General features: G+C 63.8%; 17 protein-coding genes and 1 pseudogene. 9 read left to right on the plus strand and 9 right to left on the minus strand.

Going from position 1 to position 22,983, the window contains the following annotated elements:
- Nucleotides 1-20: 20 nt before the first annotated feature.
- From bcsA to ACFC3J_RS15345, 5 genes are all read right to left on the minus strand, one after another.
- Nucleotides 21-4,352, minus strand: coding sequence for a UDP-forming cellulose synthase catalytic subunit (gene bcsA, locus ACFC3J_RS15325; protein ID WP_375196996.1), 4,332 nt, complete (start codon nt 4,350-4,352; stop codon nt 21-23).
- Complete coding sequence (locus ACFC3J_RS15330) at nt 4,353-5,084, minus strand: cellulose synthase operon protein YhjQ/BcsQ (protein ID WP_375196997.1); 732 nt, start codon at nt 5,082-5,084, stop codon at nt 4,353-4,355.
- Nucleotides 5,084-5,392 carry a hypothetical protein gene (locus ACFC3J_RS15335; protein ID WP_375196998.1) on the minus strand — a complete coding sequence of 103 codons (309 nt, stop codon included), beginning with the start codon at nt 5,390-5,392 and terminating at the stop codon, nt 5,084-5,086. Before ACFC3J_RS15335 ends, ACFC3J_RS15330 begins: the two co-directional genes overlap by 1 nt.
- Before the next feature lie 340 nt (nt 5,393-5,732).
- Nucleotides 5,733-6,695 carry an MBL fold metallo-hydrolase gene (locus tag ACFC3J_RS15340; protein WP_375196999.1) on the minus strand — a complete coding sequence of 321 codons (963 nt, stop codon included), beginning with the start codon at nt 6,693-6,695 and terminating at the stop codon, nt 5,733-5,735.
- Nucleotides 6,696-6,775: 80 nt separating this feature from the next.
- On the minus strand, nt 6,776-9,181 hold the full coding sequence (locus tag ACFC3J_RS15345) for a TonB-dependent receptor (protein ID WP_375197011.1): 2,406 nt from the start codon (nt 9,179-9,181) through the stop codon (nt 6,776-6,778).
- A gap of 776 nt (nt 9,182-9,957) precedes the next feature.
- On the opposite strand from ACFC3J_RS15345, the gene ACFC3J_RS15350 reads away from it, so the two are divergent.
- The 9 genes from ACFC3J_RS15350 to ACFC3J_RS15390 are packed head-to-tail and all read left to right on the plus strand — an operon-like array spanning nt 9,958 to nt 20,954.
- Nucleotides 9,958-11,040 (plus strand): putative urea ABC transporter substrate-binding protein, encoded by a 1,083-nt coding sequence (locus tag ACFC3J_RS15350; protein WP_375197000.1) that lies wholly within the window; start codon nt 9,958-9,960, stop codon nt 11,038-11,040.
- Nucleotides 11,041-11,078: 38 nt separating this feature from the next.
- A complete protein-coding gene (locus ACFC3J_RS15355) occupies nt 11,079-11,894 on the plus strand; it encodes an ABC transporter permease (protein ID WP_375197001.1) in 816 nt (271 codons plus the stop codon).
- Nucleotides 11,891-12,700, plus strand: a complete 810-nt coding sequence (locus tag ACFC3J_RS15360) for an ABC transporter ATP-binding protein (RefSeq protein ID WP_375197002.1) — start codon at nt 11,891-11,893, stop codon at nt 12,698-12,700. The genes ACFC3J_RS15355 and ACFC3J_RS15360 overlap by 4 nt, the downstream gene beginning before the upstream one ends.
- Nucleotides 12,693-13,169 (plus strand): CopG family ribbon-helix-helix protein, encoded by a 477-nt coding sequence (locus ACFC3J_RS15365; protein ID WP_375197003.1) that lies wholly within the window; start codon nt 12,693-12,695, stop codon nt 13,167-13,169. Before ACFC3J_RS15360 ends, ACFC3J_RS15365 begins: the two co-directional genes overlap by 8 nt.
- Nucleotides 13,166-13,987, plus strand: a complete 822-nt coding sequence (locus ACFC3J_RS15370; protein WP_375197004.1) for an urea amidolyase associated protein UAAP1 — start codon at nt 13,166-13,168, stop codon at nt 13,985-13,987. The genes ACFC3J_RS15365 and ACFC3J_RS15370 overlap by 4 nt, the downstream gene beginning before the upstream one ends.
- A gap of 15 nt (nt 13,988-14,002) precedes the next feature.
- The gene (locus ACFC3J_RS15375; RefSeq protein ID WP_375197005.1) at nt 14,003-14,638 is read left to right on the plus strand and encodes an urea amidolyase associated protein UAAP2; all 636 of its coding nucleotides are present in this window, start codon (nt 14,003-14,005) and stop codon (nt 14,636-14,638) included.
- Nucleotides 14,635-18,231, plus strand: a complete 3,597-nt coding sequence (uca, locus tag ACFC3J_RS15380; protein WP_375197006.1) for an urea carboxylase — start codon at nt 14,635-14,637, stop codon at nt 18,229-18,231. The genes ACFC3J_RS15375 and uca overlap by 4 nt, the downstream gene beginning before the upstream one ends.
- Nucleotides 18,228-20,012, plus strand: a complete 1,785-nt coding sequence (gene atzF / locus ACFC3J_RS15385) for an allophanate hydrolase (RefSeq protein WP_375197007.1) — start codon at nt 18,228-18,230, stop codon at nt 20,010-20,012. Before uca ends, atzF begins: the two co-directional genes overlap by 4 nt.
- A 24-nt stretch (nt 20,013-20,036) precedes the next feature.
- Nucleotides 20,037-20,954, plus strand: a complete 918-nt coding sequence (locus tag ACFC3J_RS15390; protein ID WP_375197008.1) for a YncE family protein — start codon at nt 20,037-20,039, stop codon at nt 20,952-20,954.
- A gap of 38 nt (nt 20,955-20,992) precedes the next feature.
- Here the strand turns inward: ACFC3J_RS15390 and ACFC3J_RS15395 are convergent, their stop codons facing one another.
- From ACFC3J_RS15395 to ACFC3J_RS15410, 4 genes and pseudogenes are all read right to left on the minus strand, one after another.
- Nucleotides 20,993-21,328, minus strand: a complete 336-nt coding sequence (locus ACFC3J_RS15395) for a UrcA family protein (protein ID WP_375197012.1) — start codon at nt 21,326-21,328, stop codon at nt 20,993-20,995.
- Nucleotides 21,329-21,453: 125 nt separating this feature from the next.
- Nucleotides 21,454-21,783, minus strand: a complete 330-nt coding sequence (locus tag ACFC3J_RS15400) for a hypothetical protein (protein ID WP_375197009.1) — start codon at nt 21,781-21,783, stop codon at nt 21,454-21,456.
- 45 nt (nt 21,784-21,828) lie between these two features.
- The gene (locus tag ACFC3J_RS15405; RefSeq protein ID WP_375197010.1) at nt 21,829-22,392 is read right to left on the minus strand and encodes a sulfotransferase; all 564 of its coding nucleotides are present in this window, start codon (nt 22,390-22,392) and stop codon (nt 21,829-21,831) included.
- A gap of 82 nt (nt 22,393-22,474) precedes the next feature.
- Nucleotides 22,475-22,945: pseudogene (locus ACFC3J_RS15410) on the minus strand (histidine kinase); the annotation flags it as partial.
- Nucleotides 22,946-22,983 lie beyond the last annotated feature (38 nt).

A 22,983-nucleotide genomic window follows, 5' to 3' on the forward strand; every position in this document is an offset into this window, starting at 1 on the left:
CAGATAAAATTTCGTCTTCATCAGATTTTCACCGCTTCAAGACGCTTGGCCTCCTGCCGCTTGAACAGCAGATAGACGGGCGCGGAGATGAGGAAGGCAACCAGCAGGCCGCCCAATGCGATCAGGATGGGCCGCTGGCTCATCCAATAGGCGATCTTCATCCACAGGGGCAGCGAGCCGACCCAATAGCCGTCACCCACCGCAAAGCTCGCCATTCCCTCTCCATCCACGACGGACAGGTCGCCCTGGACCTGCGCGTTGATCTTTGTGTCGTTAAGCCCGTTGACCAGCGCAGGCAGCGTTTCGGTATCGCTCGCGAGCAGCGCCACGACGCTGCGGTCAGCGTTGAAGGGCGACTGGAAACCGACAATGCCGTTGAAATTGTCGGCTCCATACAGAAAACCTTCGACCGACGAGGGATCGCTGCGGTCATAGGGCGAGAAGAGATCGAACACGCGCTCAAGCGGCGTCCGCTCGCTCACGCGCAGATGACCGTTCTGATAAAAGACCGGCGCCCCGGAAAAGAGCGAGGCGGACTGCGCGATCTGGAGCGGGCCGATGACCAATATGTCCTTGCCCTCCATCCGCGACTGGTCGACCGATCTTGTGACGCTGACCCGAATGGCGGGGGCGCCCGTCGCATCGCCGAAACGGCCCATGACGTTCAGAAACGCCTCGACCACGCCGGGCGAAGGATCGGCTGGCAGCAGAACGACCGTCTCCGCCATGTCCGGACGCACCGTGAAGGGATAGCCGCCGCCCGCGAAGGTCGCCAGATCGGGCATGTGCAGCGCATGATAGGCATGGCTGAGGTCGATCGCGCTGTCGGGCAGGATCGCGACGCGGACATTGTCGGGCAGCATGCCTTCGCAACGCTGCTTCGACTGAATCAGCAGATTATAGTCGAACACGAGCGAGTTCTGGCCGAACAGATCGTAGCGCGGCAGGACCACATCGGCGCGGGAGGTGTAGCTGGCCGGCTTGCTGCCGCCGAACCACTTGTCCCACCAATGTTCGCCGGTCAGCGGCAGGGTCTGAAGATATTGGCCGTTCATCGACAGGTCCAGCCGGGACCGGGACTTGTCGAGCCAGGGCGCAGAGGGATAGCGGTATTTCAGGTCCAGCTTGGCGCCCTGACGGGGCCAGAAGAACAGATCGGGCGCCACATGGAAACCCGCGCTGAGCGGCCCGGGCGGCAGACCCGTGCCCTGCAGGGCGTAGCGCTGCACGATCTCGCCCAGTTGCACCGGCCGGTCGGTCCGCAGCCAGCGCGGCGCCGAATAGCGCGGATAGGCAGGCAGGCGCACCCCATCCAGCGTTGCGCTCGCCCCGCCCAGCACGCCTCGCCCGATGGCCAGCGCGGCCGCGGCCTGCTTCAGTTCCTTTTCGTCGTTGCCGCTGATGACCAGCAATTGCCCTTCAGGATCGGCCGGGTTGGTGACGATCGACACCGCCGGGCCGGATGCCGGAACATTGAGTCCCGCGATCCTGCGGCCCGGCGTCATGAAGATGACGGCATTGCCCGCGGGAAGCTGGCCATAGCTGGGCTTGAAGGAATAGCCGCGATAGCTTGCCATGCTGCCGAACCAGCTTGCGGTGGAGGCGGCCGCCTCCAGTTCGCCGTTCGTCGGCTTGCCCGCAAAGGCGAAGGGCAGCTTCAGCGCCACATTGTCGCTGCGGTCGAAGAAAGGCGCGGGCAGACGGGCCAGATCCGGCCGCAGCGGCAGGGATTGCGTCGTCAGGTTCAGCGCCGAGCGCGTGTTGCTGACATTGGCCCAGAGCGAGCTGTGGAACGGGTCTTCGCAATCCCGGGTGTAATGGCCGATGAAGCGCAGGTTGAGCTGGTTGTCGCCGGGCAGGAACAAGGCCGGATTGATGGGGATCGTGACCGTCTGCGCGGTGCCGTCCGACGGACGGAGCGGCATGGCGTTCACCACCTCGCCATTCAGCAGAATGACGATCTGGCTGAGATCCCCGATCAGCGAGGGCGAGAAGTTGAAGGCCAGCGTCAGCGACGCATTGGTGACGACCTGGTTGCCGCGCAGCCCGAAGGGGATGCCATATTCGCCGCGCGTGCCCGCAAGACGGATGGGATTCTTGACCTGAAGGTCCTTGAGCAGCAGTTTTTGCGGCTTTCCTCCCCCCGCCGGAGCGGCAATGGCGGCCGGTGACGCGATCTGCGGCGCGGCCGGGGCGCCCTGAGCGGAGGTGGAGGCCAGCGCACCGGCGGCGGCTGCCGCCGCCATGGCCCGCATGGCCTTTTTCCGGCGGCGCGGCAGGCGCCAGATGTCGAATATCGTTGCGATGTCCACGCTGAAAATATCCCTGATGGATTGAAGACCGGCTACGGGAGCCAGCGGCTTGTCCTGTTGCCATGCATCGGCGCGTCCCATGACCGCGCGCACCAGATGCCGGGCGCGCACCAGGTCGAGCGGCTGGAAGCGGAGCTTCGCGCGGCCGCCGTCCATGCGCACGGTATCGACCGGAATGGTCAGCGTCTCGTCGCCCATCGGCAGGGACACGTCCGTTACCGACCGGCCATGCAGGACGAAGCCGTCGGGCAGTTCGGCAGCCAGCCCGCCCAGTGAAATGTCCACCGTCGTTCCGTCTACGACATAGCCGTCGTCGAAATAGAGCGTGACCGGCATGCGCGCCGTGATGCGAATGTTCTCGCGCACCTGCCGCTGTTCCCGCGCGACGGAAATGGCCGCGATCAGGATCAGCAGGCTGAACCCGGCCCAGGCCGTGTTGAGCAGCAGAGTGTCGAGCTGAACGTCGAACAGATGGGGATAGAGCAGTTTCGAAAAGCCGAAGACCACGCCGAACAGCAGCAGCGCCGCCGTGACCAGATGCGGCCGGACCGTGGTCCGGTCGAAATAGGTCTGATCGAGCAGGCTGCCCTTGTCCGTCACGTTGAACTTGCCCTTGCGCGGATTGAACAGCGTCAGCACGGTCGGGCGCACAAGGTGGAAGGCCAGCAGCGTTTCGTAGATCTCGCCCCAGAAGGGCCGCCGATCGCCGCCCTGTATCCGTTCCGACGAGACGGTCGAGATGAACAGATGCGGCAGCGCATAGGCAAAGATCAGCGCGGCGGATGCATGGATGATGTTCTGCCCCGCGATCAGATAGGCGAGAGGCGACGTCAGGAACACGATGCGCGGCAGCGGAAACTGGAAATGCAGCATCGCGTTCAGGTAACAAAGCCGCTGGTGCCAGTTGAGGCCCGGACCGAACAGCGGATTGTCGATCCGCATGATCTGCGTCATGCCCCGCGCCCAGCGAATCCGCTGACCGATGTGAAGCACCAGACGCTCGGTCGCGAGGCCGGCGGACAGGCGGATGCCGATATAGGCGGTGTTCCAGCCCATGCGTTGCAGCTTGAGCGCGGTATGCGCGTCCTCCGTCACCGTCTCGCCGGCAAAGCCGTTGGTCTGTTCCAGCGCCGAGCGGCGGATGACCGCGCAGGAGCCGCAGAAGAAGGTGGCGTTCCACAGGTCGTTGCCGCGCTGCACCGCGCCGTAGAACAGGTCCCCCTCACCCGGCAGTTCCTTCACATTGCCAAGGTTGCGCTGCACCGGATCGGGTGAATAGAAATGGTGCGGCGTCTGCATGAGCGCGAGCCGGGCGTCCTTCTGGAACCAGCCGACTGTCATCTGCAGGAAGGCGCGGGTGGGCACATGGTCGCAATCGAAAATCGCGATCAGTTCGCCGTCGGTCTTCTTCATCGCAGCGTTGAGATTGCCCGCCTTGGCATGAAGATTGTCGGGCCGGGTCAGGTAACCGCATCCCGCCTGACGGGCAAAGGCGCGAAATTCCGGCCGCCGCCCGTCATCAAGGATGTAAACGTGGAAGCGATCCCGGGGATAATCCATGTCCATCGCCGCGAACACGGTGTTCTGGACGATCGCCAGACTTTCATTATAGGTCGGGATATAGACGTCGATCACCGGCCAGTTTTCCGGTTCGCCCTCAATTTCCACGACCGGGCGCTCCAGCGGCCAGCTGGTCTGGAGCAGGCCCAGCACCAGGATGACCCAGGCATAGAGTTCCGCCAGATAGAGGCCGCTGCCGAGCAGGGCCGCAGGCAGGCTGTCAAATTCCAGCGTGTGCGTGGTGCGCCAGAACAGATAGCGGGTGGAGACGAGCAGCGACAAAAGGCCGATGGCAATCGTCGACCGTCGGCTGGATGAGCGATTGAACAGGATCGCACCCGCCATGGTGGTCAGCGCGAATATCCATTGCGATTCCAGATCCAGCGGAACGGTCACGACGACGATGATGACGGCCGCGACAAAGATCCCCGTCGCAAGCCTCAACAGGGCCCACGGCGCGACAATTTGACGGAGGGACATTTACGCGTCTCCAGTAACCTTGAGGTCAGCCTCTCCCAAGGCCAGGCCGAGGCGCTCCTCCACGGCGGAGGCGAAAAACCGCAGATCCTGCAAGGCAGCGCTCAGCGGCGCATATTTGGTGATGGGTTCGAACCGTGCGAGCGCTTCATTGACGGCCTCGTCACGGCGGACGGTGGCCAGCAACTGATCGCCGAACAGGTCGCGGACGAAACTGTGGCTGTGGCGGGACAGGCGATGCCGGTCATCGAGCTGATTGAGAACGAACACCGTCCTGTCCAGCTTCATTGCCGGAGCGGTCGCGCTCAGCCGGTTCAGCGTACCCAGCGATGCCGCGGTCGGCAATAGTGGGCAAATGTGCAGATCGCAGCGTCGCATGAGCAGTTCAACCAGATGGCGATCTTCCGAGGCGACATCGACGACCCATAGATGCCGGCTGTCGAAAAGCCGATCCAATGCGGCCTCGGGGTCGCTCATGAATGACAGCGACCGGCTATGGCCATGCCCTTGCAACAGGCTGACGCCAAAGGCGACCAGCGGCTCGTCATGCGCGGCTCCCAGTTCGGGCACGGCCTGGGCAGGCGTGAACCCGAAATGCATCTTCAGCGAATTCTGATAGGTGCAGTCGAGGGCATTGACCTCATGCCCCTTGCCCGCCAGCTGCAACGCCAGTTGCGCCGCAAGAAAGGTCGTGCCGGTGCCGCCCTTGGGAGACTGGACAAGAATGAGAGCCATCAGTCCATCTCCGAGAAACGATGGAAAAATGCGCCCAGATCAACATCCCTGTCCTCTGCCCGCTGGCGCGCGGAGAGGCCATATTGGGAGAATATCTGATTCGGACCAGCCGGAACGGGGGCAGACAGTGGTGCTGCGGAAGGCTTGACGGCTTTCGCCACGCCTTGCGGAGCCGGGGTCACCGCCCCCTCTCCAACGACGCCATGATCGCCGAGAACTGCCTCAAAAATCGGCCATAATTCGGTTTCCGAGAAGGGATCCTCAAAAACCTTGTAAGCAAAATCCCTGCGATTCAGCTTTTCCAGCAACTTACGAGCATCTCGACGCATTGGCCCCCCAGGCGTTACCGATAATTCGACCTCTCCCTTATATCTTTTTTACTATAACTTCCTTTATATAAGTATACCGGCGTGTGATAGAGCGTTTGTTGTTGATCTGTATCAAAACAAGACGGCGCCTTTCAGCGCCCTTAGCTGAAGGCTTTCAGTCTCCATTGACATGTCGCCCAGGCAGTCAGGATTGTCTGGTCATGCTGCCGGTAATTTAGTTTAGGGAGCCAGAGGGAAATGCTCCCGCTCAGGACCGGCCGGCGCATTGCGACCCGCCATTTTCACCGGCTTGAAAGCGGGCTTTTCCGACGCCGCCGGATCACTCCGCCCGCGCGGGCACGGGGACGATGATGAAGTGATCGTGGACCTGCCGCTGGCCGGGTGTGTCCAGCGGCTCCTTCAGGCCGGTCTGGAGTTCGCCAATGGTTTGCGCCGGCAACGGGAGGGAATGTTCGTCTGGATGCGTCGGCGCTTCGTGCCCATAGTCGCGGCCTGGCTCGGACGTCATCTCGATATGCGCGCCCATGACGGCGCAGATCGGATGCTTCATCGCAAAGGCTGCCAGGCGGTCGACGCTGGCGCGGTTTTCGGCGAGGAAATTTACCGGCACGTAAAGGCGGCCGGGATAGAGCGTGTCGCCCGACAACAGGAGCTTGAGTCGGGGATCGTAGATCATGATCGCGGCGGCCTGGTGCCCGGGCGTCGCGATGATCCGGAGCGGGCGCCCGCCGAGATCGAATTTGGCAACCCCGTCGGGCCAGTTGGAAATGCCGAAAAAGCTGGCGACATCCGACGGCTTCAGGCCGACGATGATCGTGTTCGGGCGATCACGGAAGGCTGCGTCTCCGGCAACATGGTCGCCATGGCTGTGGCTATGGGCGACCACCAGCGGGATCGAGCGGCGTCCGCGAGCGGCCAGCCACTGCGCGACCACCCGGTCGACTGTCGGCCTTATGCGGCCGCCTTCGGCCCCGGTGTCGATCAGCAAGGCCCTGTCGCGCCCGAAGAGCAGATAGAGGAAGGGTGCTTCGAAATTGGTCTTGACCGACTGGCGGATGACGAAACTGTCCCTGTCGAGTTGCTGGACCTGGGTGGAGGGTTCCTGCGGCAGCGTGCCGTCCATCCACGTCTCGGCCAGCAGCTTTGGCAGCGGACCGCAGGCTGCCCTCACCTCAGGCGCATAGCCCGAACCGCTCGCGATCAGGAGCGCCGCACTCAATCCAAGGGCCGGTGCCCGTCGAACCCTGCGCGCATCCGCGGCCATCGCCTTTTCCCCCTTCATGCAAGGCAGCATTGCGATGATGCTGCGTGCCTTGCCGGGGCGCCATCCTTTCGGAACAGCGCCCCGGCAGCAGCATCAGATCAATATTTGAAGCGCGCTTCGATGCCGAAGGTGCGCGGATTGATGACGGTCTGCTTATAGTAGCGCAGCAATACGCCATCGTTGAGGCCCACGCGCGAGCGGTCATTGGAAACGGACGCCACCGCATATTTGTCGAAGATATTGTTCGCGAACAGGACGAGACTGTAACGATCCGTCTCATAAGCGAGCGAGGCGCGGTGCAGCACATAGCCCGGAAGCTTGTCGCCATAAGCGCGGTCCCAGCCGAGCCGGGTCACGACGTTGCCGCGATAGGTCGCCGTCCAGTCAGCCACCAGATTGCCGGCCATGAACGGCATCGTGTAGGTCGCGCCCAGACTGCCGCTGTTCTTCGCGGAACCCGGAAGGCGATCCCCCGACAGCGCGTCCAGCTGGATGGGCGAACTGGGATAGGTGCCGGCCGGGTCGTTGACCGCGATGATCCCCGGAACATCCTGCGTCAGCTTCGCGTTGGTGTAGGAGTAGGTTCCCTGGATCGACAGTCCTTCGATCGGCTTTGCCTGGAAGGATGTTTCGAAGCCCTCCGACTTCGCCTTGCCGCCGTTGACGATGATGCCGACGATGCCGTTGATGGTGGCGGAATCCACCTGAATGCCGTCCCATTTGATCTGGAAAACGTTGAAGTTGAACGTCAGCTTGCGATCGAAAAGCTGGGTGCGGATGCCCAGTTCGGCATTTTTCGTCGTGTCGGGGCCGAACTGGATTTCGTTGGGCAGCGCGCACACATTCTGCTGCGTCGGATCGAGCGGCAACACGCAAGGCGCGACCGTGTTCGGGCCGCCGATGCGATAGCCCTTGCTGTAGGTGGCGTAGGCCATGATGTCGGGGGTAAAATTATAGGATGTGTTGAACTTCCACACCCAGCCGCTCTTCTTCGACTTGCCGCCGGCAGAGGGAAGGTCATAAGGGCTGACCGGGTCGCCGAGCAGTGGGAGCACTGCGCGACCGCTGACGTCAGACGTATAGCCGAAATAGCGCAGGCCTGCCGTCACCTGCCATTCGGGTATGATCCTGAGCGTGCCTTCCCCGAAGACTGCCTTCTCCGTCACCTTCGACTTGTTGAAGCTGTTATATTCGACCTCATCGGGATTGGGCTGCGTGCCGAATTCAACCCAGGGGTGATTGGGAACATGTTCGGTATATTCGCGGAGCCGCTTCTGCTGATTGTAGAAGCCGCCGATCACCCAGTTGAACGGGCCGCCATGACGGGAGACGAAGCGGACTTCCTGATTGAACTGCTTGCGGCGATCATGACTCTCGTTCCAGCTCGAAAAAGCCGGGAACGCTTCATAGCCATAATCGAGATCAAGCAGAAGGTCGGTATTGTCCGTCTGATTGTCGTTCTTCACATCGGTATAGGCAGTTGTCGAAACAAGATCGGCAATGTTCGCGATATTGGCGTTGATTTCCATGGCTCCCAAGTGCGCGCGCCGCTTCACCGGTTCGATATAGCGGGCCGCACTTTGATATTTGCCCGTTCCAAGAACGCCGTCGCTGTTATATTGACCGCCGTCCGTCTTGGTCTGCTGGAACGCATAGGTGAAGTTGACCTTGAGATCCTCGCTGAACTGGAAAAGCAACTGGTTGCGCGTGGTGAAGGTCTTCTCGAAATTGAGATCCTTCTCCTTTCTCAGGTTCGCGGCATAGCCGGCAGGCGAGATGCTCGTGGGACCATCGGGCTGCGGCAGCGAAACGCCGGGCGTCTGGAGCAGCAGCGGATAGTCGATGAAGCCGGGATCGTAGTAATAGCCCGTGGCCGAGCGGAAGGCGATATGATCCCTGACGATCGGGATGTTGATGACACCGTCCAGCTGATAGCCCAGCTTGCCGCTGTGGCCCTTGCCATACAGGCGGCTGTGCACCTCGCCTTCAATTTTCTCCGTATTGGGCCGGTTGGGAATATTGCGGATCGCGCCCGCCAGAGTGCCAAGGCCATAGAGCGTTCCCTGCGGCCCGAGCAGCGTTTCGACGCGCGCGATGTCGAGCAGTTTGAAGTCGTAATAGAGCGGAACCTCGCCGAGATAGACGCCCAGTGCGCTGTCATAGGAATTGCCGGTGGAGCTGGAATCCGAAGCATTGAGGCCGCGCAGCACGATCGTTCCGGTCGAGCCCGGACCTGTGTCCGATATCGTCACGCCGGGCGTGAAATCGGCAATGTCGCGCACGTCGTCGATCCGCTGCCGGGCGATCTGCTCCTGGCCGACGGCGCTGATGTTGATCGGCACATCCTGGATCGAAACCGCGCGGCGCGTGGCCGTCACGACGATCTCGTTGCCGTCGCCGCCTGCGCCCTCGGCACCGTCCGCGGCGCCCTGGGCGAAAGCCGAAGTGGTCCCAACGCCCATAAGAATGGTCGCGCCAAGCAATGTATTGCGAAACAATTTCATAGTCACTTCGACCCCCTTGCAGTTGAGCCTCAAGTGACATCCTTCCCCTTGGCGCTCTGGCTAGGCCGGCACCTTGTCAGCCGGTTTCCGGCCAGTCGTCATCGTCATTTCCTGACGCGCGCCTTCCTGTGCGGCCCGAGCGGCGTCGATCATCATTCGATCAGTTCGAAGGCCGTGCAGTGGATCGACCAGGCCAAAACGGCAGGCGCTGCCGGCGACTGGCGGCGTCGCACCCGAGAGAGCAGCATTGCGAGCCGGTCTTCGATCCACGAACCCTCACTTCAAGCCGGTGGCTGCCCGGCTATTCTACCCTTTGGTTCCGCCGCTTCGATGAGCGGTTGGCCCTACGGTATGGATATTACCTAACGGGTCAAGCGTAATAATTTTGCACCTGCTCAGTATGACTGCGCAGATTGGGTGCAATGCACAATATGGCGGTTTTCTTATGATGCGCGCCGAATCGAATGTTGGCGGCACGGGCGACAGCGGGACAGGAGCGGGATGATGAAGGACCGCTCGACCACCGAATCGCAAAGCCCGACCGCCACAAGAGTCCGCGGCCGTTTACGCGCCAGAACTGCCGGTAATTTGGTCGATTCGCAGGAATGAGCTGGCCGAGAAAGCAGTGATGCTGTCCGCTTTGCCGTGGCGGTCAGGGCGCGAAACCCCAGATTTCCGTCGCCGGAAATAGTATTACCTAATGTTTCAAAGGTAATAATTCCGGGTGGACAGGCTCGTGCTGCTTTGCAATAGTGCACCTCGAAAGGGGACGAACAATGATCCGAATGTTCCGCAACGCAGGCCGGGCTGCACTGATGGCTGGAGCAGTTTTGCTTGCATCCTGCTCGCAGACGGCAGATGCCCCTTCAAAGCCCAAGACAGAGTTCAACATCGGATGGTCGATCTACGCGGGCTGGATGCCGTGGCCCTATGCCCAGCAGGCCGGAATCGTGAAGAAGTGGGCCGATAAATACGGCATCAAGATCAATATCGTTCAGGTCAACGACTATGTCGAATCGGTGAACCAATATACTGCCGGCAAATTCGATGGCGTGACGGTCACCAACATGGATGCTCTGACCATTCCGGCCGCCGGCGGGAAAGATACCAGCGCGATCATCGTCGGTGACTATTCGAACGGCAATGACGGCATACTGCTCAAGGGCGCCGACAATTTCTCGGCCATAAAGGGGAAGCAGGTCTATCTGGTCGAACTTTCGGTCTCCCACTATCTTCTCGCCCGCGCGCTGGAGAAGTCGGGGATGAAGCCCACCGACGTCAGGACCGTGAACACGTCCGATGCCGATATCGTCGGCGCATTCTCCAGCCCGGACGTGACCGCAGCGGTCGCATGGAACCCGCAGCTTTCGGTAATGAAGGCGCAGGCCGGTGCGAAGGAGGTCTTCAGTTCCGCGCAGATCCCCGGCGAAATCCTGGATCTGCTGGTGGTCGATACGGCAACCCTGAAGGCGAATCCGAATCTGGGCAAGGCGCTGACCGGTATCTGGTTCGACACGATGGCGCTGATGAAGCGGCAGGATGCGCAGGGCAAGGCGGCCCGCGCGGCCATGGCAAAGCTGGCAGGGACGACGCCCGAAATGTTCGAAAGCCAGCTGGCGACGACGCATCTCTATTCCGATCCCAAATCCGCCGTGGCGGCCACTTCCGCACCCGCACTTGTTCAGAGCATGACGCAGGTGCGGGACTTCAGCTTCGCCCATGGCCTGTTCAAGGGCGCCGCTTCAGCCGATGCCGTCGGCATGAGCTTCGCCGGCGGGAAGACGCTGGGCGATGCCCAGCATGTAACGCTGCGGTTCGACGATAGCTTCATGAAACTGGCTGCCGACGGAAAGCTTTGAGCCGTCCCGATCGATCCCCTCTGTAGGACGATGATGATATGCGCTGGGTGAATCGACATGTGAGCCGAGGTGATCGGTTGCTGCTGGGGGCAGTGCCGATCCTGCTGCTGGTCCTGCTCTATCTGTTCCTGGCGGCCCAGCGCCACGCCGCCAATCAGTTCGACAAGATATTGCCGCTGCCCGATGGCATGGCGAAAGCGATGGCGAGCCTGCTTTTCCAGCCGGACCAGCTGACGGGACAGCTGCTTTTCTGGGCGGATACGCTGGCAAGTCTGGAGCGGCTCGGCATCGGTCTTGGCGTCGCGACGCTGGCGGCCATTCTCGTCGGACTGGTACTCGGCGTCCTCCCGCCGGTGCGGGCGACCTTCGGGCCGCTGGTAACGGGCATTGCCGTGATCCCGCCCATCGCCCTGCTCCCCATCCTCTTCATCGCCCTTGGCCTTGGCGAGACGGCGAAGATCGCGCTGATCGTCATCGGCATAGCGCCTGTCATGGTGCGGGACATCGCCGCTCATGTGGCTGCATTGCCGCGCGAACAGATCATCAAGGCGCAGACGCTGGGCGCCAGCAGTTGGCAGATCATGATACGGGTCGCTCTGCCACAGGCCATGCCGCGCGTTTTCCACGCGATGCGCCTGTCGCTGGGACCGGCCTGGGTCTTCCTGATCTCGGCAGAAGCCATCGCGTCGGACGTAGGCCTTGGCTATCGGATATTCCTCGTCCGTCGGTATCTCTCGATGGACGTCATCATTCCCTATGTCGCCTGGATCGCGCTGCTGGCGGTGGCGATGGACCTCACCCTCACCTTCCTAAGCCAGCGCCTGTTCCCCTGGGCTCATGGAGCCAGCCATTGAGCGCCCTCCTCTCCCTGCGCGACGTGTGGGTCGAATATGGCGACAAGATCGTGCTCGAACGGGTGTCGATCGATATCGAAGAAGGATCCTTCGTTTCGATCATCGGGCCTTCGGGCGCGGGGAAGAGCAGCCTGCTGCGCCTCATCCTCGGCCAGGAGGCGGCGACGCGAGGATCGGTCCTTCTGGACGGAACGCCGCTTGCGCCCGAGTGCGGACCGGACCGGGGCGTCGTCTTTCAGCGCTATTCGGTCTTTCCGCACCTGTCGGCCCTGCGCAATACCGTGTTCGGACTGGAGTGCAGTAAGGCGTCCTTGTCGGCGCGCCTGTTCGGCAAGGCGCACCGCGAAGCGGTCGAGGAGGCGACCGAGATGCTGACCGCAGTCGGCCTCGGCGACAGCCTCCACCTGTATCCTGCCCAGATGTCGGGCGGCATGCAGCAGCGTTTGGCGATCGCTCAGGCGCTGATCAAGCGGCCGCGCATCCTGTTGCTCGACGAGCCGTTCGGCGCGCTCGATCCCGGTATCCGCGCCGACATGCACCGGCTGATTACCCGGCTCTGGCGCGACTATTCGCTGACGATCATCATGGTGACGCACGACATCCGGGAGGCGTTCAGCCTGGGAACGCGGGTACTCGCCCTGGACAAGCGTCGCCACGATCCGCACGCCCCGCACCGCTTCGGCGCAACGGCAGTCTATGATCTGGCCCTGCGCAAGCCTGCGCCCGACGCAGCCGGCGGAACGGAAGAGGCGGCGGCCTCGCCGGACGGCGAACAGGACAATGAGGAGAAGATTGGACATGGTTAGCGAACCTGCGGGCCTTGCGAGGCTGAGCATGAGCTTGCCGGCGGATCTGTTCCGGCAGCTCGACATGATGGTGGAGGAGCGCGGTCTGCCGTCGCGCTCGCAACTGATCGCCGAACTTATCCGACATGCGCTCGCCGAACATGAGGCCTTCACCCGTCCCGACGAGATGCTGGCCGGCACCATCACCATCGTCTATCGCGGCGACCGCGGCCGCGTGCGGCATCAGCTCGCCCAGACGCAGGCGGATTATCTCAAGGAGGTCATCTCCTCCCAGCATGTCTTCCTGGAGGATGACCAGTCGCTCGAAGTCCTGCTGGTGCAGGGGCCTGCATCGCTGCTCAAGGAACTGTGCGATGCGCTGAGACGCGTGCGTGGCGTTCACCAGCTTCAGCTTGTGACGACGACCGCCCTGCTCCCCCCGCTCTACGACCAGGAATCCGTCAACCAGACAAACGGAGTGATGGCATGACGACTCTTGCCAACCCCACCGCAGCCCGCGACCACGCCCGCGCAATGGCGGGGACGGTGGTTGAAGCCATGCGGGTGCTTCCGCCGATCGCCGACGACCTGCCGCACGGGGTGTCCGCCGACGATCTTGTGTGGGAAGAAACGATCGCGGCGGGCGGCTATGCGACACGGCGTCTGCCGCGCGGCGCCCGCCTGAGGCTGATCGACCTCAAGGGCGATGCCTGCGCTTCGCTGCTGATCTTCAACGCCGAAATGCCCACCGAACGGCTCAATGTCGCCGATACGGTGAAAGTGCAGTGGAACGCCTATCTCGGCACCGGCAAGCTGCTGCTGTCGGATATGGGCCGCGTCCTCATGAGTTTCCTCGAAGACGACGCGGGGACGCATGACACATTCTGCGGCACGTCGAATGCCGCAACCAATGCGGTTAAATATGGCGACGGGAGCAATAGCGGCCCGGCGCCCAACGGTCGCGACCGCTTCCTGCTGGGGGCCGCCAAACATGGCCTTCAGCGGCGGGACGTTCATCCGTGCGTCAATCTGTTCAAGGGCGCCCGTATCGATGGCGACGGCAGCATCGTGCCGCAGATCGGGCCGTTCGCGCCCATGAGAAGCCTGGTGCTGCGCGCGGAAATGGAGATCATCGTCGTGATCGCGAATTGCCCGCATGTTCTTGACCCGCGCGAAAACTGGACCGTGACGCCGCTCCGCGCGACGGCCTGGCGCGGTCCTGTCACGCCTGCGGACGATGCGATCCGGATCGCCACTCCAGAGGGCCTGCGCGCCTTCGAGAATGTCGAAGACTATTTCCGCCGTTAAAAGGGGAACGCCTCAATGAGCGTCGATATTCACCTGTCCGGTCTTCCGGGCACCGTCCTCCATGACGTGACCGTGCCGGCGCGAGCGCCCTGGCTGCATCATGTCGCAGCCGGCCAGACCCTGCGGATCGTCGATCTGGAAGGAAATCAGGCGGTCGATTTCCTCCTCTACTCCGCGCAGGACGATGCGGAGCGTTACAGCGCGCAGGATACCGTCGCCGCGCAAGGCAATCTCTTCCTTCGCGAAGGCACCGTACTGCGTTCCAACGAGGGACGACCGATGATGACCATCACCGCCACGTCCGTCGATTATCACGACACGATCGGCGGCGCCTGTTCCTGCGAATCCAACACGCTTCGCTACGGCCACCACACCAAGGCCGAACATGCCTGCGTCGAAAACTTCCTGGAGGCCAATTTGCGGGAAGGCAGGGGTAAGCGCGACATTGTTTCCAACATCAATTTCTTCATGAACGTGCCGGTGGAGGCCGACGGATCGCTGGGCATCGTCGACGGCATCTCCGCGCCCGGCCTGACCGTCGACTTGCACGCGGAGATGGATGTCATCGTGGTGGTTTCAAACTGCCCGCAGATCAACAACCCGTGCAACGGTTTCAACCCGACGCCCGTGCGCATGATTGTCGCCGCATGAGGTTCGATACCGTCCTCATCGCAAACCGCGGAGCGATCGCCACCCGCATCATCCGCACGCTCCGGCGAATGGGCTTGCGCTCCGTAGCGGTCTATTCGGAAGCGGACGAGGATTCCCTCCACGTCGCGCAAGCCGACGAGGCCGTCTGCATCGGCGGTGCGCGCGCCTCCGAAAGCTATCTCAACATCGGGGCCATAATGGATGCGGCCCGCCGGACGGGTGCCGGCGCCATTCATCCGGGCTATGGCTTCCTTGCCGAAAATGTCGAATTCGCCGACGCCTGCGCGAAGGCCGGCATCATCTTCATCGGCCCCACGCCGGACAATATCCGCACCTTTGGCCTCAAACACAGCGCGCGCGCTCTCGCGGCTGCGCACGATGTTCCGCTCGCTCCCGGCACGGATCTGCTCAGGGACGAGGCGCAGGCGGTGCTTGCCGCGCGGGAGATCGGCTTCCCCGTGATCCTCAAGGCAACGGCGGGCGGCGGCGGGATCGGCATGCGCGTCTGCGAGGACGAGGCCGCCGTCCGCGAGAGTTTCGCTGCCGTCGCGCGGCTGGGCGAAAGCAATTTCGGTGACGCCGGCATCTTCCTGGAGCGATACATCCGACGCGCACGACATATCGAAGTGCAGATATTCGGCGACGGCGAAGGGCGCGTCATGCCCGTGGGCGAGCGGGACTGCTCGCTCCAGCGCCGCAACCAGAAAGTGGTCGAGGAAGCGCCTGCGCCCCTGCTGCCCGAAGCGGTGCGCAGCGAACTGATCGCCGCCGCCACGCGGCTGGGAGAGGCCGCGTCCTATCGGTCGGCCGGAACGGTCGAATTCCTCTATGACGCGGAACGCGAAGAATTCTTCTTCCTGGAAATGAACACCCGCCTCCAGGTCGAACATGGCGTCACCGAGGAGGTGATGGGCATCGATCTCGTCGAATGGATGATCCGCGGCGCTGCCGGAGACTTCTCCTTCCTCGATGGCGAGCCTCCCCGCCCCCACGGCCATTCCGTGCAGGTGCGCCTCTATGCCGAAGATCCCGCGCTCGACTATCGCCCGACCTCCGGCACGCTGACGGCCGTCGCGTTTCCGCCGGACATTCGCGCCGAAACCTGGTGCATGGCGGGCAGCACGGTCAGCGCCTGGTATGATCCGATGCTGGCGAAGCTGATCGTCCACGCGCCCACCCGCGCGCAGGCCGTCGCGGCCATGCAGGCGGCACTCGACCAAAGCCGTGTCGACGGGATCGAGACCAATCTGCGCTGGCTCCGGGAGGTGGTGCGTTCGTCTCCATTCGTCAGCGGGGAAGTTTCGACCCGCGTCCTCGACGGCATCGCCTTCCATCCGCGCAGCATCCAGATCGTCAGCGGTGGCACGGCGACGACCGTTCAGGATTGGCCCGGCCGGCAGAAATTGTGGGCCGTGGGTGTTCCGCCATCCGGTCCGATGGACGATCAGTCGTTCCGCCTCGGCAACCGGCTGCTGGGCAATGCGGAAGGCACGGCCGGTCTGGAAGTCATCCATACCGGCCCGACGCTGACCTTCACCGCGCCCGCGCGCATCTGTCTCACCGGGGCCGATTTCAGCGCCAAACTCGACGGGACGCCGGTGCCGCGCGGGGTCGCCATCGACGTCGGAGAGGGAAGGACGCTCACGCTTGGCCGGGTGACGGGCGGCGGCATACGCGGCTATATCCTGTTCGCGGGCGGTCTCGACATCGCGCCCTATCTCGGCAGCCGCAGCACATTCGAGCTTGGCCAGTTCGGCGGGCACGCCGCGCGCCGGCTGCTGGCAGGCGATACGCTGCATCTGGCCGATGAGGCGGTCGGGCCTGCGCTGTCGGAAGTGGCTCTGCCCCCGTTGACCAGGGAATGGACCCTGCGCGTGCTCTATGGTCCGCACGGGGCGCCCGATTTCTTCACCGACGAGGATATCGAAGAGATCGTGGCAGCGGAGTGGCAGGTGCACTATAACAGCAACCGCACCGGCGTCCGGCTGATCGGTCCCAAGCCCCGCTGGGCACGCGCTGACGGCGGCGAGGCGGGTCTGCACCCGTCCAACATCCACGACAATCCCTATGCGATCGGCGCCGTCGACTTTACCGGCGACATGCCCATCATCCTGGGGCCGGACGGCCCTTCGCTCGGCGGTTTCGTCTGCCCCTTCGTGGTGATCGCGGCAGACCGCTGGATCACGGGTCAACTCGCGCCCGGCGACAGGCTGCGTTTCGTGCCGGTCGATGTCGAGGACGCGCGCGCGGCGGATCTGCATCAGCGCAGGTTGATCGCATCAGGCACGGCGCACGGGGTCGGACCGGCCCGGCCGATCGGGACGCTGTCCCCCGTCCTCGCGGAAATTCCGGCCACTTCGGATCGGCCGCGCACGGTCTATCGGCAACAGGGCGACCGCAATATCCTGGTCGAATACGGCCCCATCGTGCTGGATATCGAGCTGCGGATAAGGGCGCACGCGCTGATGGCGGAACTTGAGCGGCTCGCTCCCGCCGGGATTATCGATATCGTGCCCGGCATCCGCTCCCTCCAGTTGCATTTCGACGGCGAGATCATGGATCAGCGGGCCGCGCTGGACATGCTGATGGCGGCGGAAGAGCGGCTTGGCGATCTGGCGGACTTCGTCGTCCCGTCACGTATCGTCCACCTGCCGCTCAGTTGGCGCGATCCGGCCACGATCGAGACGATCGAAAAATATATGGGTGCCGTCCGCGCCGACGCGCCCTGGTGTCCCGACAACATCGAATTCATCCGGCGGATCAACGGCCTTCCCGATACCGCGGCCGTCGAGAATCTGATCTTCGAGGCGAATTATCTGGTCCTGGGTCTTGGCGACGTTTATCTGGGCGCCCCGGTGGCAACCCCGGTCGATCCGCGGCATCGGCTGGTCACCACCAAATATAATCCGGCACGCACCTGGACGCCGCCCAATGTCGTTGGGATCGGCGGGGCCTATATGTGCATCTACGGCATGGAAGGACCGGGCGGCTATCAACTGTTCGGCCGCACCATCCAGATGTGGAATACCCATCGGCAGACCGACGCCTTCACCGGGGGAAAGCCCTGGCTGCTGCGCTTTTTCGACCAGATCCGCTTCTATCCCGTCAGTGCGGACGAACTTGTCGAATGGCGCCGCGATTTCCCGAGCGGCCGGCGGTCGATCAGGATCGAGCCGTCCGAGTTCCGCCTCGCCGACTATCGCGCGTTCCTGGCGGACAATGCGAAGTCGATCGCTGAATTCGAGGCGCGGCGGCAAACCGCCTTCGATGAAGAGCGCGCCGAGTGGCAGCGAAATGGCGAGTTCGACCGCGTCGCGCACCTTGTCGAAGCGGAGCAACCCCCGTCGGATGCGGTCGAGATTCCCGATGGGACCGATCTGGTCGAAGCGCCCTTTGGCGGCAATTTGTGGAAACTGCTCGTTGAGCCCGGCGACGAGGTCCATGCCGGCGAAACGATCGCGATCATAGAGGCGATGAAGATGGAATGTGCCGTTCACAGCCCGGGAGCGGGCAAGGTCGAGGCGCTCTATGTGCAGGAACGGCAATCGCTGCAGCCCGGTGCGCCGATGATGGCGCTGAGGAGGCACGCATGAGCGCGCCCGCCGGGAGCCGGCTGACCCGCCGCAGCGTGTCGATGATTGCCGATGCGGTCCAGGCGGGGCGCATGAGTGCCGTTGCGGTGGCCGAAGAGACGATCGCGCGTCTGGCCCTTTATGACGCGATCCAGCCCCAGATCTGGATCAGCCGGGTCGCGCCGGACGCCCTGATCGAGGCCGCCCGCGCAGTCGATGCGCGACTGGCGGCAGGCGAAGCCTTGCCACTGGCCGGCGTCCCCTTCGCCGTGAAGGACAATATCGATGTCCAGGGGCTGGATACGACCGCGGCCTGCCCCGCCTTCACCTATCGGCCGGAAGCTTCGGCCACGGTCGTTGAACGGCTGATCGCGGCGGGTGCGATCTGCGTGGGCAAGACCAATCTCGACCAGTTCGCCACCGGACTGAATGGCACGCGAAGCCCGTATGGCAGCCCCAGAAACGCTTATAACCTGTCCTACGTCAGCGGTGGCTCCAGCTCCGGTTCCTCGGTCGCGGTTGCGGCAGGCCTGGTTGCCTTCGCGCTCGGCACCGACACCGCTGGCTCGGGCCGCGTTCCGGCGGCTTTCCAGCATCTGATCGGCTTCAAGCCCAGCAAAGGGCGGTGGAGCAACAGCGGTCTCGTGCCAGCCTGCCGCACGCTCGACTGCATCACCGCCTTCACGAGCGACACAGCGGACGCCCGGCTGGTCGATTCCGTCGCAGCAGGCTTCGATGCGGCCGACCCCTATTCCAAACCGCTTGCCGACCGTCCGATCGGACGCAAGCGGATCGGCGTCCCCCGACGCGACCAGCGCGCATTCTTTGGCGATGCTCAGTCCGAATATCTCTATGATCGGGCGCTCGACAGGCTCTCCACCCTCGCCCAGCTGGTGGAGATCGACTATGCGCCGCTGCAGGAGGCGGCGCAGCTCCTCTACGGTGGTCCCTGGGTGGCGGAGCGGACCGCCGCCATCGCGGACCTGCTCACCGACCATCCCCACGCCATCGATCCCACGGTGCGCGAAGTCGTCGAGCCGGGACTGGAAATAAGCGCCGTCGATCTGTTCAACGGCATCTACCGGCTTGCCGAACTCAAGCGTCATGCTGACATGCTTTGGGAGAGCGTCGACCTGCTCGCCTTCCCCACCACCGGCACGACCTATCGGGTCGCGGAACTCAAGGCCGCGCCGATCGCGCTCAACAGCGCTCTGGGCTTCTACACCAATTTCGTGAACCTGTTGGACATGGCCGCTGTCGCCGTGCCCGCCGGCATAAGGTCGAATGCGACCGGGTTCGGCATCACCCTGATCGGTCCCGCCGACAGCGATGTTGCGCTGCTTGACGCCGCCGACGCCTATATTTCGGCCGCGGATGTTCCGTCGCCGCCACCGCTCGATCTGGAGGGCAAAATGGAAACCGTAAAACTCGCTGTAGTCGGTGCTCATCTGAAAGATATGCCGTTGCACTGGCAACTCACCTCCCGCGACGCGAAGTTCGTGGGCGCGTTCGAAACAGCCCCCAACTACCGCCTTTATGCGATGGCGGACAGCGTGCCGCCCAAGCCCGCGCTGGTGCACAGCGAGGACGGCGGATCGATCGCGCTGGAGGTTTACGAACTGGGGATCGCCGAGTTCGGCAGCTTCGTGGTCGAGGTGCCGGCGCCATTGGCGATAGGCACAGTAACGCTGGCCGACGGCAGCAGCGTCAAGGGCTTCGTCGCTGAGCCGCGCGCGCTGACGGGCGCCGAGGACATCACCTCCCTGGGCGGATGGCGCGCCTACATCGCGCAGCGCGCCTGATCTTCGCGAGGAAAGGGGCAAGGCATGAAACGGCTCAGGAGATTGATCATGACAGTGGCGGCGGGATGCGCGGCCTCTACGGCCCACGCGGAGCAGGTGATCGAGGTGCCGGGCTTCGCGGATTTCCTGGCGGTCGACGGCGACAGCGTCTGGGCGACCAATGCCGGCCGGGTCGAACGCTGGTCTCGGCAGGGCAGGCTTGCCGCCGTTGTCATGTCGAAGCCCTGTGGCGCCATGGCCCTGTCCGACGGTGCGCTCTGGGTAGCCGACTGCCAGGAAAATGCGCTCATAAAGATCGATACGCAAACCGCGCAGAAAACCGCCACCATCGCTACCGGCATCGCCAATCCCAAGGGCGAACTGAATGTGGTCGCGGGTGCCGGATCGATCTGGGTCGCCAGCCATCAGAAGGGCGTCGTGTCCCGCATCGACCCGGCGAAAGACGAGGTGACGGCAACCATAGCCGTCAATCCCGGCACCCATTATCTGGCGTTCGGCTTCGGATCGGTCTGGGCGGTCAGCAGCGAAAGCCGCTCGATCCAGCGCATCGATCCCGCGACCAACAGCGTCGTCAAGACGACCGCGCTTGGCAGGGAGCCGGGTTTCCTGGCGGCCGGGGAAGCCGGGGTCTGGGTTCAGGAACAGGGCGACGGAACCGTCGTCCGCATCAACCCGGAAAGTGGCGACGTGGCTGGCCGGGTCAAGGTCGGCACGGTGCTGAAATGGGGCGACATCGATACGGGCGGCGGGCTTGTATGGCTGCGCACCACGGAGGATCAGACCTTTGTCGTGATCGACCCGAAGTCGATGACGATCAGGGCGCGAGTGGGGAAAGCGGAAGGGAGCGGCGCGCTGCGCTTCACGAATTCAGGCATCTGGACGTCCGCGCATGACGTGCACACGCTGACCTGGTGGCCCGATCCGGCGAAGCTGGCGAAATGAGGCGTCCGCGGCGCCGTCGGGCGCCGCGGAGCAGATTCTCAGCGAGCGGAAGCCAGCTGGACGGGCGACTTATCGCCAGCCTTGGCAAGTCGGGCTTCGATCTGGGCGCGGATGTCGGCCGCAACCGCGGTGCGACAATCCCGAGCCTTGGCTTCGAGAGCGAGGTGCACGCCCGCCATATGATCGCCGCAAACGGCCCGCGCCGCCTGATCCATGCGAATGGCGAGGCTCTGTTGGCCAGCGGCCGTCGAAAGATCCAGCCCCTTGAGGTTGAGGATCGCCGCATCCTGAGCGAAAGGATTGCCGCCGGTGGTCCCAGCGATTGCCGGGGTCGCGAAGGCGAAAACCGCCAGGCACATGAGCCCAATTTTCATCATCTTCTCCTGTGCGAAAAACGAGCGCCGCTCTTCGGCGACTGGCGCGTAGATAAGCTCAGGAGAGAAAACTTACAATATCTATAGTGAATATATTATTTTATTACTTATCCGGGTTGCGGTTATTACTTGGCCCTCACCACAAGCATCGCCAGGTCATCCGAATGGCCGAGCAGCCCGATCGGGAGATCGGCTTCATGGCTTGCCCCATCGACCGCGACCGTGACGGTTCGCGCCAGAGGGGCAGACCAGGAACGGACGATGCGGACCGGGAGGCGGACCCGCCAGTTGCGGCGGCCTTCGACCCGCACTGGGTGACCATTGATGCTGACATTGGACGCGATATCGTCCCGGTCGCCGGAAATCAGCAGGCAGTTCTCCGACCGGAATTCCACCAGTCGGGTGCGCGGCGCGGCAGCGGCGGCCGGCTCCACGAACGCCGCGGCCAATGCCATGCAGAAGGCGAATGTCCCCAATCTTGGCATGTCGCACGCTTCCTTTCAGTCGATGAAGATGCCGGATCGTTCGAAGAAGTGCCGCACCGGGGCCATAACCTGCCCGTGCCGCTTCCAGCGGGCGACCGAATCGCGGTAGATAGGCTGGCGGACCTGCGCGGCGCTGGGCGTGGACACCGGGGCCTCGTTAGTATGGAAGGACAGGCACTCCTCCGCCCATTCCAGCCCGCAATGGGCAAGCAGGCGGCGGCTCTGCCCCTCCTGATCCGCCACAAGATCCTCGTAGCGCACTTCGATCACCCGCCCCGGCAGGACTTCGCGCCACAGGGCCATCAATGCACGCAGCCGTGCCAGCGCGTCGGAAGGGTTCATGGGCAGGACCTGCACCAGGCCGTCGCGCGCCACCACGCGCAACTCGGCCTGCGAGCCGCTGGCGGCCAGCACCAGGCTGCGCAGGTAGACCGGCATGAGCTTGTCGGCATGGGGCCGGCCCTTGGCATTGAGCAGGTTGCGCGGATCCAGCAGCAGCCAGCACTGTGCGTCGTCCGCATCGGGGGACTCTTCGGTTTCGCAGGACTGGCGCAGCCCGTCGATCCAGTCGTCGAACACCAGGCCATCGTCCTCGATCAGCAGCCGCCTGCGCGGCGCGGGATGGATCGGCGGCCAGGACGTGGCGGGCGGCCGCCGCCTGCACGCCCATGACGCTGACGTGGTGGGCGACGACGTCGTGCAGCTCGCGGGCGATCCTCACCCGCTCGTCCAGGACGGCCTGGCGGGCCCGTCGCTCGCGCTCGAGGGCCAGCTGCTCGGCGCGTCGTCGCAGCTCCGCCCGGTCGGCGCGCTGGGTGCGGGCCAGGTCCCCCAGCGCCCAGGCGGCGGCGTAGAACGCCAGGTTGATCGCGAGGGAGAACGAGACCTCGATCACGATGTCGACGTTGACCACGTCGTAGGCCTGCGCCAGCGACAGCACCAGGGCGACGGCCCCGGCGGCCAGCGCCAGCCCGCGCCCGACGTCCCGCCGCCGACGGTCCCACTCGTGGGCACCCGCGGCGTGGATGACCATGAACACCGCGAGGGAGGAGGCTGGCCCCTCCGGGACCTCCAGGGCGCGGAACACCGCGAAGCCGATGCCGACGGCGGCCGCGATGACCGCCGGCGCCATCCGCCGCCACGGCACGGGCGCGATGAGGACCAGCAGGG

The sequence above is a fragment of the Sphingobium sp. genome (assembly GCF_041987595.1).
Lineage (GTDB): Bacteria > Pseudomonadota > Alphaproteobacteria > Sphingomonadales > Sphingomonadaceae > Sphingobium.

Excerpts from the sequence above, each read along its gene's own strand:
- uca (WP_375197006.1), top strand. The coding sequence starts at position 14,635 with ATGAGGTTCGATACCGTCCTCATCGCAAACCGCGGAGCGATCGCCACC.
- atzF (WP_375197007.1), top strand. The coding sequence starts at position 18,228 with ATGAGCGCGCCCGCCGGGAGCCGGCTGACCCGCCGCAGCGTGTCGATG.
- ACFC3J_RS15390 (WP_375197008.1), top strand. The coding sequence starts at position 20,037 with ATGAAACGGCTCAGGAGATTGATCATGACAGTGGCGGCGGGATGCGCG.
- ACFC3J_RS15330 (WP_375196997.1), bottom strand. The coding sequence starts at position 5,084 with ATGGCTCTCATTCTTGTCCAGTCTCCCAAGGGCGGCACCGGCACGACC.
- ACFC3J_RS15345 (WP_375197011.1), bottom strand. The coding sequence starts at position 9,181 with ATGAAATTGTTTCGCAATACATTGCTTGGCGCGACCATTCTTATGGGC.
- bcsA (WP_375196996.1), bottom strand. The coding sequence starts at position 4,352 with ATGTCCCTCCGTCAAATTGTCGCGCCGTGGGCCCTGTTGAGGCTTGCG.
- ACFC3J_RS15355 (WP_375197001.1), top strand. The coding sequence starts at position 11,079 with ATGCGCTGGGTGAATCGACATGTGAGCCGAGGTGATCGGTTGCTGCTG.
- ACFC3J_RS15350 (WP_375197000.1), top strand. The coding sequence starts at position 9,958 with ATGATCCGAATGTTCCGCAACGCAGGCCGGGCTGCACTGATGGCTGGA.
- ACFC3J_RS15375 (WP_375197005.1), top strand. The coding sequence starts at position 14,003 with ATGAGCGTCGATATTCACCTGTCCGGTCTTCCGGGCACCGTCCTCCAT.
- ACFC3J_RS15365 (WP_375197003.1), top strand. The coding sequence starts at position 12,693 with ATGGTTAGCGAACCTGCGGGCCTTGCGAGGCTGAGCATGAGCTTGCCG.
- ACFC3J_RS15395 (WP_375197012.1), bottom strand. The coding sequence starts at position 21,328 with ATGAAAATTGGGCTCATGTGCCTGGCGGTTTTCGCCTTCGCGACCCCG.
- ACFC3J_RS15370 (WP_375197004.1), top strand. The coding sequence starts at position 13,166 with ATGACGACTCTTGCCAACCCCACCGCAGCCCGCGACCACGCCCGCGCA.
- ACFC3J_RS15400 (WP_375197009.1), bottom strand. The coding sequence starts at position 21,783 with ATGGCATTGGCCGCGGCGTTCGTGGAGCCGGCCGCCGCTGCCGCGCCG.
- ACFC3J_RS15340 (WP_375196999.1), bottom strand. The coding sequence starts at position 6,695 with ATGAAGGGGGAAAAGGCGATGGCCGCGGATGCGCGCAGGGTTCGACGG.